15 protein-coding genes and 1 pseudogene are annotated in these 14751 nt (G+C 55.5%); 9 read left to right on the top strand and 7 right to left on the bottom strand.

Translation table 11 applies throughout. From position 1 onward, the window contains the following. Window positions 1–169: 169 nt before the first annotated feature. Complete coding sequence (locus P0R32_RS15680) at window positions 170–451, top strand: DUF8053 family protein (protein ID WP_276239589.1); 282 nt, start codon at window positions 170–172, stop codon at window positions 449–451. Between the two features lie 35 nt (window positions 452–486). Here P0R32_RS15680 and P0R32_RS15675 read toward each other — a convergent pair whose 3' ends face one another. The 4 genes and pseudogenes from P0R32_RS15675 to P0R32_RS15660 form a co-directional block, all read right to left on the bottom strand. Then, window positions 487–1182 carry a hypothetical protein gene (locus tag P0R32_RS15675; RefSeq protein WP_276239588.1) on the bottom strand — a complete coding sequence of 232 codons (696 nt, stop codon included), beginning with the start codon at window positions 1180–1182 and terminating at the stop codon, window positions 487–489. Window positions 1183–1194: 12 nt separating this feature from the next. After that, the gene (locus tag P0R32_RS15670; protein ID WP_276239587.1) at window positions 1195–2184 is read right to left on the bottom strand and encodes an MBL fold metallo-hydrolase; all 990 of its coding nucleotides are present in this window, start codon (window positions 2182–2184) and stop codon (window positions 1195–1197) included. Window positions 2185–2273: 89 nt separating this feature from the next. After that, window positions 2274–2536 (bottom strand): annotated as a pseudogene (locus P0R32_RS15665) (DUF7386 family protein). Window positions 2537–2880: 344 nt separating this feature from the next. Beyond that, window positions 2881–4497 (bottom strand): condensation domain-containing protein, encoded by a 1617-nt coding sequence (locus P0R32_RS15660; RefSeq protein ID WP_276239586.1) that lies wholly within the window; start codon window positions 4495–4497, stop codon window positions 2881–2883. Window positions 4498–4671: 174 nt separating this feature from the next. On the opposite strand from P0R32_RS15660, the gene P0R32_RS15655 reads away from it, so the two are divergent. Both P0R32_RS15655 and P0R32_RS15650 read left to right on the top strand, forming a co-directional pair. Next, window positions 4672–5028, top strand: coding sequence for a hypothetical protein (locus P0R32_RS15655; RefSeq protein ID WP_276239585.1), 357 nt, complete (start codon window positions 4672–4674; stop codon window positions 5026–5028). Then, window positions 5025–6026 (top strand): Cdc6/Cdc18 family protein, encoded by a 1002-nt coding sequence (locus P0R32_RS15650; protein ID WP_276239584.1) that lies wholly within the window; start codon window positions 5025–5027, stop codon window positions 6024–6026. Before P0R32_RS15655 ends, P0R32_RS15650 begins: the two co-directional genes overlap by 4 nt. Window positions 6027–6554: 528 nt before the next feature. On the opposite strand, the gene P0R32_RS15645 is transcribed toward P0R32_RS15650, so the two are convergent. Beyond that, entirely contained in the window at window positions 6555–7433 is an 879-nt protein-coding gene (locus tag P0R32_RS15645; protein WP_276239583.1) for a hypothetical protein, read from the bottom strand. 333 nt (window positions 7434–7766) lie between these two features. Next, entirely contained in the window at window positions 7767–9764 is a 1998-nt protein-coding gene (locus P0R32_RS15640) for a hypothetical protein (protein WP_276239582.1), read from the bottom strand. Window positions 9765–10145: 381 nt separating this feature from the next. Here P0R32_RS15640 and P0R32_RS15635 point away from each other — a divergent pair, with 381 nt between their 5' ends. Beyond that, complete coding sequence (locus P0R32_RS15635) at window positions 10146–10397, top strand: hypothetical protein (RefSeq protein WP_276239581.1); 252 nt, start codon at window positions 10146–10148, stop codon at window positions 10395–10397. Between the two features lie 114 nt (window positions 10398–10511). Here the strand turns inward: P0R32_RS15635 and P0R32_RS15630 are convergent, their stop codons facing one another. Further along, window positions 10512–10763 carry a winged-helix domain-containing protein gene (locus P0R32_RS15630; RefSeq protein ID WP_276239580.1) on the bottom strand — a complete coding sequence of 84 codons (252 nt, stop codon included), beginning with the start codon at window positions 10761–10763 and terminating at the stop codon, window positions 10512–10514. A gap of 179 nt (window positions 10764–10942) precedes the next feature. Between P0R32_RS15630 and P0R32_RS15625 the strand changes: the two genes are divergently transcribed. The 5 genes from P0R32_RS15625 to P0R32_RS15605 all read left to right on the top strand — a co-directional run bounded on the left by P0R32_RS15625 (window position 10943) and on the right by P0R32_RS15605 (window position 14697). Continuing rightward, window positions 10943–11272 (top strand): hypothetical protein, encoded by a 330-nt coding sequence (locus P0R32_RS15625; RefSeq protein ID WP_276239579.1) that lies wholly within the window; start codon window positions 10943–10945, stop codon window positions 11270–11272. A gap of 130 nt (window positions 11273–11402) precedes the next feature. Beyond that, window positions 11403–11972: a helix-turn-helix domain-containing protein gene (locus tag P0R32_RS15620; RefSeq protein WP_276239578.1), complete on the top strand. Its 570-nt coding sequence runs from the start codon at window positions 11403–11405 to the stop codon at window positions 11970–11972. Continuing rightward, entirely contained in the window at window positions 11969–12640 is a 672-nt protein-coding gene (locus tag P0R32_RS15615; RefSeq protein WP_276239577.1) for a hypothetical protein, read from the top strand. Before P0R32_RS15620 ends, P0R32_RS15615 begins: the two co-directional genes overlap by 4 nt. Before the next feature lie 74 nt (window positions 12641–12714). After that, window positions 12715–13533 (top strand): hypothetical protein, encoded by an 819-nt coding sequence (locus P0R32_RS15610; protein ID WP_276239576.1) that lies wholly within the window; start codon window positions 12715–12717, stop codon window positions 13531–13533. Window positions 13534–14265: 732 nt separating this feature from the next. Further along, complete coding sequence (locus P0R32_RS15605) at window positions 14266–14697, top strand: hypothetical protein (protein ID WP_276239575.1); 432 nt, start codon at window positions 14266–14268, stop codon at window positions 14695–14697. Window positions 14698–14751 lie beyond the last annotated feature (54 nt).

Below are 14751 nucleotides of genomic sequence, written 5' to 3'. Positions count from 1 at the left end.
GCGTTTCGTACTCATAGGTTCTCCGTCGGCCAACCGCGGGCCGATACGGGCGGCGAACCCTCCCCCTCACTAATACCCTGACTTGAACAGCGGGTTCCCCGTAGGGGTCCCCTTGGGGTGTCCTCCCCTCGGGCGGGGTTTTATCACACCCCGAGGGTAGCCGCCGAATATGCCACACAGACAGCTACGGAAGATCGGGACCGACTCCGTCGGGATCGTGCTGGAGCGGTCGGACTTTCTGGAGCGGGACGGGATCCTCGACGACGAGGGCGACCTTCCCGAGAACACCACGGCGTTCACCGAACGGCTGGGGGAGCGGACGTACCTCGTGCGCGTCCCCGAGGACGGGGACGTTCCGGAGCTGCACGAGTGCGCGCCGATCCGGCGGGTCGCGGGACAGCTATTCCTTGAGAACGAAGTCAGCTCAAGCAAGCCTCTGGGAGCCGACTGACTGGGACGGGATCTTCGTCCCGGGAGCGGCTAATATTATTCAGCCGGGCGCTTAAGACGAGATACTTCGTCTATCTGGTCAGAGTAGAAGTCTACAATTGTATATTGAACAAACAGTCGGTTGAATTTCTCTTTCCTCGATCTAAAGATCAGAATCGACATCAGAGAACCAATCGCAGTCACTACCAGTATCAAATATGACCGAACTGCGACAATTCCGAGACACTTGAGGAACACTCCGACCATTACTAACCCCGCTACAATCATCGAGACTGCCCACATACTACGATGAAATGAGAACAAGGCTTGGAATCGTAGGGCCCTAGTTGCGGGTATCGTTTCGAGATGACTAATCAATAATCGCATCAAAGCTCCGTAGTCATCGAAATCTTCTGGTAGGCTGAATTTCCGTTTGACCATCGGCCACAGAGACTCCTCTATATGAGTGATTCTAACCGAAAGGTCGTCGACATCTTCACCTTTAGATGACCGGACTATCCTTCCAAAGAGAGTGGGTGTCCCGTTAAGTTGACTTGCGATAGCCTGAATTACGTGACCAAGTACGAATGCTGCGATTAGACTGATCCCTATAGAAATTCCACTATTCTGGAAGCTCACATATTCTTCAATTTTTATGACGACAGACACCGAGAGAAGCAAGATTCCGCCGGGTACAAGATTTGTGAGTATATCATAGATCTCCAGTGCTTGAAACGTCCGTGCTATACTCATTGTTTACTAGATTCAGTCTGAGTTTTTATATCTCTTGGATGCAGCTTTCTCCGAGGCATAATCTCGCCCATAGACACTTGCTGTCCAGTCGGAGTGGTTGTTTGCCTGAATCCGGATTCGACCGTCAGAATTAGTCGAAACTACGAATCGTTCCCGCGTCTCACCGGATTGTTCGTTCTCGACAGCGGCTCCGTTTGCCAGGTTCCCATATTTTCCACTAACCGTATGCTCGGCAGTCTTGTCGGAGAATATGACTAAATCAGGGTTGATATGGCGAACGAATTCACTGTCGAAGCTGCTGTCCCTACCATGGTGAGGAGCGACTAGTACATCCGCGTCAGAAATCGCAGCCATCGCCTCTTCATCCTCTTTTATTTGATTGATCCCGCCTTGGAGTATATCTCCGGCAGAAACCATAGTAAAGCCATAGCTGTTGAAAACTGTGAGTCGGCTGAGGTTGTTCAGTTTCTCATAGTTATCGTTACCAACGATATCATCAGCTGAAAAGTTATGAATAGTCGCTCCTTGGTCGGGTATTCCACCATCAGTTCTCGCCTCTGTCGTATATGGGTTATCTAGTGCCCACTCAGGATTTGATGGGAAGAGATCCGGGGTTGTGTCGAATTCGTCCAGTCTGTTTAGGTAGAACTCCGCGTCCTCGATGTAATCTTCCATTCCCTTTTCATAGGCCTCATCCAGATTTTCTTCAACAAGTTCTGTAGCATCTTTCGGGCGCTGAAGAAGTGTATCGGAAGAGAGCAATTCCAGCTCTTTCATTACGTCAAGATCAGCGATGTGATCCTGATGCGGGTGGCTGATAATGAGATAGTCTATGGTATTCAGCCCATAGTACGAGTCATTCAGCCATCTGAGCGGTGAGAACTGGGTGTTGGCTCCACAGTCCAGCACCACATCTTTACTTCCGACCCTTAGATATGCTGCGCTGCCATGGTCGACATCCCAAAATCGGACATCAAAAACGTATGAACTTGTACGGGGCATTATCTATTGTTTGATGGAGAAGTAGGGGGAAAAATGTGTTCAGAGCGGAGTGAAAGTGAATTCGACACTAACAGGTGATTCAGATCGAGCTATCGCCACCGGCTCTCGATACTCGTCCGGTAATACAACCAGAGGACGTCGGTGTTCGCAATATCTTGGATCGTCCGCGGGTCGTAGTCCTCCCTCGCGTCCTCGACGTTCCGCGCCGACTGGACGAGGTGAGTAAGCGCCACGTCGATCACGTCGGACCGCGGCGGATCGTCGTCGGTGCCAGCCGCGACGATCCCGGCGGCTTGGTCCAGCAGTCGTTCCGTTCGTCCGAGAGGCGTAGGGTCGTTCGGTCGGTGCCCATGTTCGGCGGCTGACCTCCCCCGTTTATAACCGTATGTATGAGCGGAGTCCGGATCGCGTCGATCTGGAGTTACTGGACGGGTCGCGCATTATATACCCCCACCTGCGCGGTCGCTCGGAGATGCGGACTCGACGCGAGCGACCGTCCGGATGTATGCACGAGGACCCCCGCTCGCGGTGGGTGTGCATACGGTCGGCGTGCATACATCGCGGATCCCCGTGACATTGGCGCGCGACCCCACCCGTATCCGAGTCAAAGACCCCTAAGAAGTTGATTCAGAACTCTTGGGGAGACCAAGTGTAGATAATGAATCGTGACGGGTGCGAACTAAACCTATGAGGTGATTAGCCCGAGATTGTCACAGACGCTGTTTCGGTGTCAATGACTTCTCCGTCGTGGATGAACTTGATCGTCAGTTCGTGGTCTCCCGGAGTGACCGTGAGGTCGGGGTAGAGGTATTCTGTCTTGCTTGCGCCCGGATCGATCTCTGCGTCAAAAGAGAGCGATTCAGTCGCGCTCACACCATCGATCTCGTATTCGACGGAATCGTATACAAGAACTGAATCGCCGGTGTTCTGAACTTCAAGAGTCAGGCTTGAAAGGTCTGAGGTATCGCTGTTGTAGTTCCCGTATGCGGTCACATCGACACTATTGAGCCGTGCGTCTGGTCCGGTGAACTCCCTGCTACTACTCGCAGTAACAGGATCCCCAGCACCAGTCAATTCGAGTTTCACGGTCTCTTCACCGCCATCTGTGGTGAACAGTGCAGAACTAGTACCCCAAGTACCGTCCGTAAGTTCGTATTCTTCGGTCGCACCACCAGCAAGCGACTGACTCGTCGATCCTTCCTGGACTTCCTGCCCGTTGACCATGAGGCTCACGGAGAAATCGGTGGCGACGTCACCCTCGTTCGACACGGTGAAGGTCGCACTAACGAGTTGCCCGTTCTCCCAAACAGGAGTGAACGAATCTATATTGAGACTCGCTGAAGCGACCTGCTGAGTGAACTCCTGAGTTGTGAATCCAGATGGAGAGTTCACAATCGCCTGGAGTTGAATCTCTCCGGACGTATCTGGTTCGTAGACAGTTCCGCTGTAGTGCGTAATTTCGTATTCTACGCTCTGACCGGGAGAGATTGATTCGTTGTATGTTGATGCAAGCACTTCGTCGCCTTTCTGGATGCCTGCCCAAGCTTTGGCCGTGAGGTCTCCCTGGTTTTCCACGGTAACGCGGGCGGATTGGAGAGAGCCTCCGTCCCAGACAGGCTCGACGTTTGTGATGGCTAAATCAGGTCCCTCGAATGTCTTAGTAAACGAGCCGCTGAGATCGTCGGCAGAGGTTGAGAGCGTGACTGCGCCGCGAACCTCGCCCGCTGAGTCGATTGACACCTCTCCGAAAGATGGTGTGACCGAGAAAGTCTGCGTCTCTCCAGGCATCACCCAGGCATACGGGCTCGACTGCATCTCGGAGTCGCGAGCACTCACGACTGCTTCGGAGATCTGGACAGGGAGGTCGCCGCCGTTGGTCACCGTCACGCTCACGCGCTGGAGCGTATTCCCAGACCAAGTCGCCTCGGTACTCGTAACCTCGGCTGAAGATCCTTCATACGAGACCGTTGTCTTGGATTGGGTCTCGCCTCCTTGCTGGAGGATAACCGTGTAATTCCCGGGACGGGGATCAGTGAGGCTGAACGCTGCGATTTCCTGATCCGGTTCCAGCTTTGCTTCTTGAATCACTTGGCCGGATGGCCCCTCGAGAAGCGCGTCAGAGTAGTCGTCAACAGTGTAGTTGAATGCGAGGATCGGTCGATTCTCATACTCCTCGAGTCGGACGTCCGACACAGTCGGTCCACTGTCCAAGCCTGTCGCCTCAATCGCCGCACCACAGCCTGCGAGTGGGGCGAGAATTAGGAGCGCGGAGAACGCGATAACGAGTCGTCTGGTATCTGCATCCGCTTTCATTGATAATAACAACTGTTCGAGTGGGTGTCTTGAATCTGTGGAAGAAAGTTCAGCCTGTAATAATTACGCCTTGCACTCTACTTTCATCTAGCATTTGCACCCGCATCCGGGTCCTTCTACTTCCACTCCGCCCTTGGCTCGCTTCTAATACCGAACCACGATGGTAACGAATTGATGTCAAAGTCAAGCCCGAATCAGGGCGTCTTCACCCATATCAAAGGGGAACTCGCGTGGACGATTGCCGAATATCGCTCCCCAAGCGAAGCGATCACCCTCACACGCCACCTCACCGACGCTGACGAAGGACGTTACGAACTCCTCGGACTCGTGAACGAGTGTGAGGTCGCGCTGTACTGGGACTACTTCTGGAACCACGTCGTCGCCGCGGGGTTCGACGTCGACGGCGTCGACGATCTCGCTCGGGACGTACCCGAGGAAATCCGGTACGCCGGACGTGAGGAGTACTTCGCCGAGGTCGACCTCGACGACTGGGACTGGATCCACCCACGGCACCAATGGCGGGGGGAGTGAGTACATCCGTCCCGCGGGTCCTGGAACTCGACCGCGTCCCCGAGCGGATGCCCCACCGCGACGCCGCGCTTGGGCAGCTCGCGAACGCCCTCGACCCGCTGCGCTCGGACCGCCCAGCGTACCCGATCTGTATCTCGGGGCCGACGGGCGCGGGCAAGACGGCCGTGTCGCGGTTCGCCGTCCGCGAGCTGCGCCGGGAGACGGCGGTGAACACCGCACACGTCGATTGCCTCCGGACACGCTCACGCGCTGCGATCCTCGAAGAGGCGTTGGTCGACGCCGACCTCAAGACGCGCTCGTCGCCGAAGGCGGACGCCGCGTCGTCGTACCTCGCGCAACTGGAGGACGCCGACTCGCCCATCGTCCTCACGCTCGACGAGGCGGAACACATCGAGGACGAACACCTCCCGCACGTCCTCTTCGAGGCGGACGGCGTGACGCCGATCTTCGTCGTCCACGAGTACGAGCGGTTCGCGGCACGCCTCGACGCCGCGACATCCTCGCGCCTCCGCACGGGCCCCCACATCGAACTCAAGCGGTACAGTCAGTCGGAACTCGTCGACATCCTCCAGTCGCGCGTCGACGCGGGCGACCTCTCGGGGATCACGGACGGGACGCTGGAGCTGATCGCGGACACCGCCGCCGGGAACGCTCGCGAGGCGATCTCGATCCTCCGAGAAGCCTACGTCGAGGGAAAAGCCCGCGACGAACGAGTCACCCCGGCGCTGATCGCCGACGTCCGCGAACCGGCGATGGAATCGATCCGTCGGTACAACGTCGAGCGGCTGGACACGCCGCATCGACTGTTGAAGCACATGATCGACGACGCGGGCGAGATTCGGGCCGGGGAGTTGGCCGACCTGTTCGAAGTGGAGTATCCGGACGCGCACGGTCGCGACCGTCGCCGGTATCTGAACGTCCTCGTTCGGTACGGGTGTATCCGGAAGCAGGGGAGTGGACGGGGGACGCGGTATCTATCGATTGAGGCTGCCCGATAGATGTTGCACTCTCTGATAAAATCGTTGTAGCTGACGAGTGCACCGTGATTTTTCTAAAGCGTGCACAGATATCGAGTGGGATGAAGTCAATGGAATCCCAGAGCGAATTCTTTCGTTGTCTAAATCTTGCTTTCGCTTGCCAATCCGAATATGAAAGTTTCAGTTCCTGACTGTCAGGGATTGATAAGAAGAACGAGTAAGACCTCCAGAATTACCTGGTCAAGCAGTTGCTTGCGGATCCCCTGACACGACATCCAGGAGAGACTGAACTGGGTCCTGGACATTCACCAACTCCAGATCGTACTGCTTGCTATGATGATTAAGCTCATCAGCGACTGATCGGCTGACGAACTCAACATTAATCAGGTCAATCGCGGAGCACTCTTGCTCTTTTGCGGCAGATGCAATTTGTTCGGCCTTATTCCGCGTTATAATTGCATCTGATTCAACCACATAAACGTGGCTCATTGGGCTATCACGATACACAATACAGAGGGGCGATATATTTGTTATGATTTACATATGCCATTAGTAGACGTAGTCATTTACCCGAAAGTCTTCACCGGGGAGGTCCATCCGACCGAGAAACAATGTTCCAGCCCAACTCCTACCATGTAGTACCTGCCTCGGTGATTGACCCGCCGCATGAAAGTGAGTTGCGTCTCGCGAGGATATCAGAACCTTTCCGTTGAGACCATCAGTAATCAGCTTAGTCATTGATCTGATCCCGTACCCACGGGCACGGTGTCCTTCATTCCCTCTCGTGGAAACTTCCCCCGTGGCAGCTAATCGAATGGCGTCGTAGTCTGAGTCAAATTCCTTGCCATGTTTTTCAAAGTTGCCAGGAATGGTCACTCCATCGTCTACGATACAGATATCAAGACAGCCTCGATCCTCATATTGTTGAACAAGAACCGCTCCACAATTACATTCTGAGTGTTGGTCCACATTATCGATGATCTCACTGATTGGGAGGTTAATCCCCTGTGTTTGGCCTGCATCTAAACCACCGAAATGCCGCTTTATGATTCGACGGAGTTCTTGACCGATTACGTCGATTGCATCATCATCATCATCTGTATTCAACCGGCACAGAGGCAAATGACGCTTGTACTGCTGCCGGGGGTTATTAGCTCCAAATGGGAACCCAATTTGATCCATATAAATCTGAATGCCTGTGTGGCGCGGGAGGTTTACAGATACCTCTGTCCCTCTATTCCGTAGTTGGTTGAGTTTAACTGACAGGGGAGTCAGGAAAACTGGAGTAAACCAGTTGTTGTTACTAAGGTCAATTGTGATACTACTGCCCTCCTCAAGTTCACCAATCCGGTCAATGGCGCGGATGGCCTTACGATAATGGTCAGTAATGGAATATCCCGTTAGGCCAGATACGGTAACCGTCTCCATTCCCTCGTCAAAACTTTCTGGAATGTGGTATACTTATCGATGGATGAATTATCATTTATCCTACTGCAATCGCGTCTAGTCCGTGGAAGAAACCGACGGAGACACACCGGAGATTTGGTTCGGCATCCACGAGGCGGCGTACCACTCCAGCGAAGTCAGACTGACGCTTTAACGTGGCAACGACCGCGAATGGTTCCGTGTCACCCTCAAAGACGATGCGATCCACAAGGAACCCGGCTTCGTTCCGGCGTGGTGTGAGGTCACGGTTCAAGTGGACAATCTTGTAGATTGCTTTGAGGTGAGTTTGTCTCGGCCAGGTATTTCGGTGACAGTTTAGTCGTCTGGCTCATCAATGAATATCTCGTTGGGCCCAAGTTCGTCCGGATAGAACTGGTTGCCGACGCGGTCTTCGACAATATGCGCGAAGTCGGTCATTTGGACACGTAGATCATCTTCAAATTCTATGACTTCCAGATCATTGTCAATGTAGGCGCCGAGGTAATCAAGTTCATCGGGACTGGCGAGTTTCTGTGTCCGGGAAAGCTCGATCCGTTTCGTGACATAGTCGGTAAACCGATCAGGTGACTCGAGACACTCGGTAATGACTTCTAAGTCGTAGACACTTACGACGTAGGACAGATCATCGTCAATGTCAGCGATGGTGCCGTATTCGGTCGTGGCGATCCAGTCGTACTGTTCGCGGAGTACAACGATAGGAAGGACGTCATCGATGGAACTGGTATCGATGCATTCAGTACCGCCATTCGTTTTGAGTTCGGTGACCGTCCCGTCTTGGATATGATCGATAAGGCGAGCGGCTTGGTCGTGGCCGTCGCCAATTCCGTCAAGGACGTCATCTTTAACTCGTTGGTAGTCACCGCGCCGTGTCGGAAGGGTGAGTTTCTGTGTCTTGCATTCAATCACGAGACAGGTGTCTTCGTGGATAATAACGAGATCTGTTTCATAGTCGTCACCGTTCACCGTGTAAGTCGGGTTCAGGTAGATTGCATCATCCGGGAACAGGTTTCGTAGGCTGTCGTGTGCCCATCCCTCGACGTAGTCTCCCCACTTTTCACCGAATTCGCCGCCATGTTGATCTTGGCTCCCATAGCCAGGGAGATCGATTAGATCGTAGTAGAATGTCTCAGCGAGGGCACGGAGGAAGGCATGGAAATGTGGGATGATGTAACTAGCGTCGTCTTCCAGGATCGGGGATGCGTGCAGGGGATTGTGTTCGTAGGGATAGGTGAAGTTTGCCTCTGGCACTGATCCGACCGTGACGGACATTCGTTCAAGAAATGCCTTGAAGGCATATTCGTTATCCGAGAACTGGCCAAGGAGCGTCTCCTCTGCGACCCAGAGACACCGCTTGGCTTCTTCATACCGGTCCCAAGCATTGTGAGCCTCCTGGCGGGCCTCCTCAAACTCGTCGGATTCAAGATACGCCTCAGCACCTTCCGCGTCATTCTTGTTCTCGTCCACATGCCGGACGAAGCTACCATGCATGGTGCGCGAAATACGCCCGAACTCCTGAAAATGGTCCATCATCTGCTGGTACCGTCCATTGTACAGCTGTGAGAGTTCCGTGGCAAATTGGATCGCCTCCTGGATGGTGAACCCAAGCTCATCCTTTAGGACGTTGTTGTGCGGCGTATAGGCTCGTTCTGCTGCATCAAGGAACTGGCCGGGATACACGAACCGGCCAGCGGTCAGTTCCCGGGTTAGGACCTCGCCCTCAATGAAGTGCTGTTGCTGTTCCTCTTCAGATAGTGATTTGATGTCGACATCATCATCGACGAGTTGGAAGAGCAACGACTGGGTGAGCTTGTCTGTGGTGTCATGGATGTCATCGTACGGGACTTCACCTCCCTCACTGGGGTCAATTGTGCACACCAATCCGAGCAGATACTCGATCATCTTAGGCGGGATGCCCACTCCGTCTTCGTGAGTATCCGGATCTACAGCTATCGTGGCTGAGCCAACAAAATTCTCTCCAAGAGACCCAATCAATTGCCGGGTGTCTGCCTTCCCGAGCAGGTCTCGTAGCTCTTGGATCACGTCGTCAGGCGGCGGTGTCGCGTCTCGCATATCGTCCACTGAGTCACGAAGTGAATCATAGAGTGGGGAGAGATCAGTATAGAACGCGTCTTCCGTCTCATGTTTCGGGAGTTGTTCAAACACTTCGTCCATCTCATCCTCCTCTGCCTTGCCCTCAGCTTCGGCCAAGAGACTCTTAGCTATGTCTTCCTCTGTATAGCAGGAGTGACAGATTGCGATGTCTCTAGCCGTATGGCTCTTGGTCGGTTTTCCACAGAGCTCGCAATTCTTCATCGTCTGTACGTTGAAATGCCCCAGATATAACTCCTTTAGGCTTCCTAACCATTCTTGAGAGAAGATGGATACAGAAAATAGCGCACTTTCTTAGCCCATTCACGCTGATTCAGCCCTTTAATTAAAATTACCTAACAAATTGCGTGATTAGTTCCAGATAAGCAAAGTTGCTCTAGACATAGATTTCCCGAGAGCCGCCCATTTGCTCTGCCGGAATCGGAGTTGAGACAAGTTTCGTGTCCGGAAGTGCCGCAATTTGGACGATGATTGTCCGGAAGTGAATTAATGACTCACCGCAGTATGGTGATTCTCTTTCTGAAGCGCGAAAGATAGTCAGCTTCTCTCACCTATTCAAACCCGAAACGCCACTCCGTTCGCTCGATGTCGACGAGAGATCGCGTCCTGTCCCCGCAGGACACCGCCGACGACACGGCGGAGATCCGGTTCAGCATCGACGAAGAGGCGTACCCCTCCAGCGAAGTCGGACCGACGCTCCGTCTCGGCGACGACCGCGAACGGTTCCGCGTCACCGACGAGGACGAAGCGATCTACGAGGGACCCGGCTTCGTCCCGGTGTGGTGTGAGGCGAAGGTCCAGCGGTTGGGACTACACCTCGACGTGATCACGGAGTGAGTCAGATGCTCGCGACTCAGAGCCAGAACAAGACGAGCGCCAGCAGCGCGAACGTGCCGCCGAACACGAGGACGACGAACAGTTTCACGGAGAGCGGCGTTCCGTATCTCACTGCTAGTCGTCTTCCAACTCAGAAGCGTCGAGTTCGTCGTCCAGCCAAAGTTGCCCCTTCTGACTCACCTCGTAATATCCGGAGTCGGTCTTCCTCAACAGTCCATGCTCTTCGAGCGTGTTCAGCCGGAGTCGGACTGTCGAATAGCCGATGTCGTGTCCATGGCGGTTCAGGTTCACGTACACAGACTTCGGCGGAAGCTCAAGATCATGCTCAGATAGGAATTCAAGCACGACAGAGTCGTTCAACGACATCCAATCCGGCCGAGGTCGCATTCGGCTACTACACCCATTTCAGCCCCTTTATTACCGGAGGTTCGGAGGACTTGATAGCACATTATAGCTTTGTCAATAGCAGATATGTGCTAAAGCTTAAGCACCCACTGTTCTCACAGGGTTGTAACGAAGGCACTTCGCGGACCCGTCGCTCCCCGATGGGTCCCCACTCGCAGAAGATTGCGGACCCGGCGCTTGGGACGCCGGCCCGCGCGGGCCTTCGTGAGATAGCCACGAAAGCCATGTACGACGACGCTACGGGGGGCCATCAAACCCCCGAACGAGAGGACGTACCACTCACCCCGAGAACCGACTGTCCCGACTACGGACGCGCGCTCGCGGACCACGGCCTGACTTCAGCCGGCCCCGGACGGACGACGCTCGCACCGTGCGGGTTCGACGTCGCCGCCGTGACGCTCCGCGAGCTCGCGTTCGTCCTCGACGACGGCGCACCCCGAGTGGCCACCGATGGGGGTGAATCAGAATGAGCGTCGACACCGGCGGTCGACCCGGCACTTCGACCGAACTCGAGCTGTTCAGGCTGAACGCCGATGTCGGTCACGCTCAGTTCCCCACTCGCTGCAACCAGTTCACCACCACCCTCCGAAACAACGTCCAATGAAGAACCCACACCACACCGGCGACGAAACACCGTCTTGGACCGATCTCTCCAGCACCGAGCGAACAATTCTCTACATGCTTGCGCGTATCGAACGCGATCGAGACGAGCAGAATCGAGAGGTCACTGAGCGAACGCTGGAGCGGCTGATTCCGGAGCGGGATCTCGACTATGGGGCGCACAATTCGGCCCTCGGATCACTCACTGACAAGGAACTGCTGACCAATATCGACGGGAAGTACTTCCTCACGGACGCAGGCCAACGGGTTCTCCGAGTCGAGTACGCCCGTCTGGGCAGCGTACTCGATCCCGATATCCATGGAGTCCGTGACTCGTTCCCCAGTTGTCCGAACTGTGGCGACCCAGTCACTGAGATCGAGGTCATGGCACCGGGATGCGTACGTGCCGGCCCCTGTGGCTGTCAACTTCCGGGCCCACTCGGGGCGGACCCACTCATCGATAGTCTCGGAAAGGCGCTCCAACTGACCGCCGACGACGACGCGCGCTATCACCTCCGCCAAGCAATGCAACTCGCGTTCGCCCGCAGTCACCACTACACCGACCAATGACCGTCAATCACCTGCAATACGGAATTTCACCACTGACCGCAACAGACCTCGACATCGGTCACATCCTCACCTGGGACGACCACGCTGGCGTCGTGACGGTTATCGAACGACGAGCCGACACGATCGTCGTCGAGACTGAGGAGGGGAGCCACCTCCAGCTCACCGCCACCGAAGAAGGACTCGTGAGCCCGCACAGTAACGAGTTGCTCGACTCGGTGAGGATACTCGGTACAGAGCCGCCAACGGACACCGAGGAACTCCACGACTACCTCCGGGAGACCTACGAGACACCCACAGCAATCTCTGCGATCGAGTGTGCGGACCAGTTGGGAATCACGGTCCACAGGGTGAATACCCTCCTGAGTGACCTGCAAGGTGAGCCGCACTCGTCGCTGCTACTACGGCGCGAAAGCTACGAGTGCTGGAGTGTGTACGTCGTCGGTCGTGGACAGATGTCCACGACAGCGTTCGTCACCACGCTCGAGGGGCTCCCAACGCTCGAAGCCGTCGACACCGACGGCACAACAACCGTCTGTAGGCTCACATCGGAGACAACGACTGTCCCGAAAGCCCTCGTCGATATCGCCTATCACGCTGACTGGGCGATCTCAAGCTTCGAACGCGGCACCAACGAGTACGGACCAAAATGTACGCTGACGCGGCAATGAGGCCGGTTTAACGAGAAACCCGACACCACCGCGTCCGCCGTTCGCCAGCCAACCAGCGACTGCACCCCCCATCCATGAGTCACAACGCCGACACCGACACGACAACGTCAGACGACCTCCCCGACCTCGTCCGTGAGCAACGCAACGTCATCGAGAAGCAACGTGAGACGATCAACGACCAACAGAAGGTCATCGAAGATCTCACCGAGCGCGTCGAGGAACTCGAAGACCGCACCACGAACACACAACAGCTGTGTGAACGCCTCGATGAGCTTGAGCGCACGGTTACGATCAAGCACGAGCGGCACCTCTCGTGGCTCGACGAGATCATTGTCGGCGACGAGAGCGGCTATCTCACCGACAATCAAGAAGAGTTCCTCGACGACCACGGCTCGCTCATCGACTGCCTTCTCACACGAACCGACCAGGACGTCGATACTCCGACCGACACACCGAGCCGAGAAACGACACGGCTCAGACGGATCGTCGAATCAGTTGCCGACTCCGTCGGCATCGATACGGAGGACGAGCTCGGTGGTGCAAGCGAGGATCGACTCACACGCTTGCTCAAATACGGCCCCAGCGACATCACCGACCGCGTGTACGCGGTCCACAACCGGTGTCGGGACTTGCTGAGTCACCTCGGGAAATGGGGGAAGGCCACCAACGACGCGTACGGCCGTCGGATCACCATCACCGCAGCAACTGTCAAAGAAAAACTCGGGCTGAAACGCGATGAACAGCTCACCTCGACAGAAGTACGGCGTGTCTTCGAGAAGCTCGAAGCACTCGCGAGCGACTCTCCGCGGACGGTGAACGCAGACACGGGTGGCCGTGGACGCAACCGCCTCGTGGTGTACCTCACCGACGAAGAAGCACACAGAGTCGGCTGACACCTGCTGGTAGCCCCGATCACCGACTCCCCTGTCAGCTTGGCTCGCTGACCCCGTCACCAGAGGCCACCACCCTACACACTACGTACGCCGTTGCGGTTGCTCGCCCACGTTGATCCACTCAATGTGGGTCGACTACTCGTGAGTGTACTTCGCGAGCGACGGAACGCGGCGACGAAACAGACCGCTAGTTTCGATCACCACCCCACACCAGCTGTCAGATGGATATCGTTGGTCCATCCGGCACCGCCGGGCCGAAGCAGGCCGTTACGGAAGCGTGGGTGCATCGGGCTCCCGAGTGGTTCGCAGGCACGAGCGACAAGGGCTTTCGTTCGAGATTGACCCAGCGAGGATTTTAGGTAACAGATCCCGTCGACCCTGAGACCAGGCCGGCCAGCGGCAATGAGAATTTACTCGACCGCGTGAGGATGTTGCCACGCCAGTTTCAAGACCGCTACCTGGGAGCGGTCGAGCTCATGACTATCGAGAGCTTCCTATTGTGAGCGTTTGACACCATCTGTCTGGCTGGAGAGAAATATGGTCCTGAAGTAAGGGATGGAGAGGATACTGCTCCCACGGGTGTGAAACCAAGCCCTGCGGCGACTGCCGATTTTCCCCCCTCCGTAATCCTTAGAGAGATCTATTCAATACGGTGCGGGTGTCTCTACACACTGTTCTCCACACTGGTAATTGGCGAAACAGACCTATGTAACAGAGTGTGGAAATCAGCTTGTGATCGATCTCGAAGGATACCCGGATGGAACGGCAGACGTGCTAGTGGGAATCGCGAATACTACTGACGGGAGGCAAGTTCGCGAACACACGCGAGAGATACGTCGCTCACAGTACGCAAGCCGCCGGGAGGTGGCCAACTGGCTGGGTAAAGACAAAGAGTGGGTCCGCTATCGACTCGAGCAACTCGCCGAAGGTAGCGACGTGGAAGCTCGGTTCTGGGACGAAGAGAACTCCCGCGGACCGGCGACTAAGGTGTACGGTCCGAACCAGGAGACATGGGCATGGTTGCGCTCCGAGAAAGAAATCGACCATATCTTCGACGAGCGGCCGAGCAAGGTGCGCATGTACCACTTCCGGGAGATGCTCTGGGAGGTGCAGCGGCTCCGGGATGATGTCGATGAGTTGCGTTCAGAAGTCAGAGAACAGTAATCAAAATCAAAAAACGCACATATTAAACTATAGGTTAATCGCCTTTCTCATTTC

The organism is Halobaculum marinum, assembly GCF_029338555.1.
Classification (GTDB): Archaea; Halobacteriota; Halobacteria; order Halobacteriales; family Haloferacaceae; genus Halobaculum; species Halobaculum marinum.
Note: the sequence above shows the minus strand (reverse complement) of the source record. Positions and strands in the feature narration are given on the sequence as shown.

Coding starts and splice junctions, on each gene's coding strand:
- P0R32_RS15680 (WP_276239589.1), top strand. CDS start 170: ATGCCACACAGACAGCTACGGAAGATCGGGACCGACTCCGTCGGGATC.
- P0R32_RS15675 (WP_276239588.1), bottom strand. CDS start 1,182: ATGAGTATAGCACGGACGTTTCAAGCACTGGAGATCTATGATATACTC.
- P0R32_RS15670 (WP_276239587.1), bottom strand. CDS start 2,184: ATGCCCCGTACAAGTTCATACGTTTTTGATGTCCGATTTTGGGATGTC.
- P0R32_RS15660 (WP_276239586.1), bottom strand. CDS start 4,497: ATGAAAGCGGATGCAGATACCAGACGACTCGTTATCGCGTTCTCCGCG.
- P0R32_RS15655 (WP_276239585.1), top strand. CDS start 4,672: ATGTCAAAGTCAAGCCCGAATCAGGGCGTCTTCACCCATATCAAAGGG.
- P0R32_RS15645 (WP_276239583.1), bottom strand. CDS start 7,433: ATGGAGACGGTTACCGTATCTGGCCTAACGGGATATTCCATTACTGAC.
- P0R32_RS15640 (WP_276239582.1), bottom strand. CDS start 9,764: ATGAAGAATTGCGAGCTCTGTGGAAAACCGACCAAGAGCCATACGGCT.
- P0R32_RS15635 (WP_276239581.1), top strand. CDS start 10,146: ATGTCGACGAGAGATCGCGTCCTGTCCCCGCAGGACACCGCCGACGAC.
- P0R32_RS15630 (WP_276239580.1), bottom strand. CDS start 10,763: ATGTCGTTGAACGACTCTGTCGTGCTTGAATTCCTATCTGAGCATGAT.
- P0R32_RS15625 (WP_276239579.1), top strand. CDS start 10,943: ATGGGTCCCCACTCGCAGAAGATTGCGGACCCGGCGCTTGGGACGCCG.
- P0R32_RS15620 (WP_276239578.1), top strand. CDS start 11,403: ATGAAGAACCCACACCACACCGGCGACGAAACACCGTCTTGGACCGAT.
- P0R32_RS15615 (WP_276239577.1), top strand. CDS start 11,969: ATGACCGTCAATCACCTGCAATACGGAATTTCACCACTGACCGCAACA.
- P0R32_RS15610 (WP_276239576.1), top strand. CDS start 12,715: ATGAGTCACAACGCCGACACCGACACGACAACGTCAGACGACCTCCCC.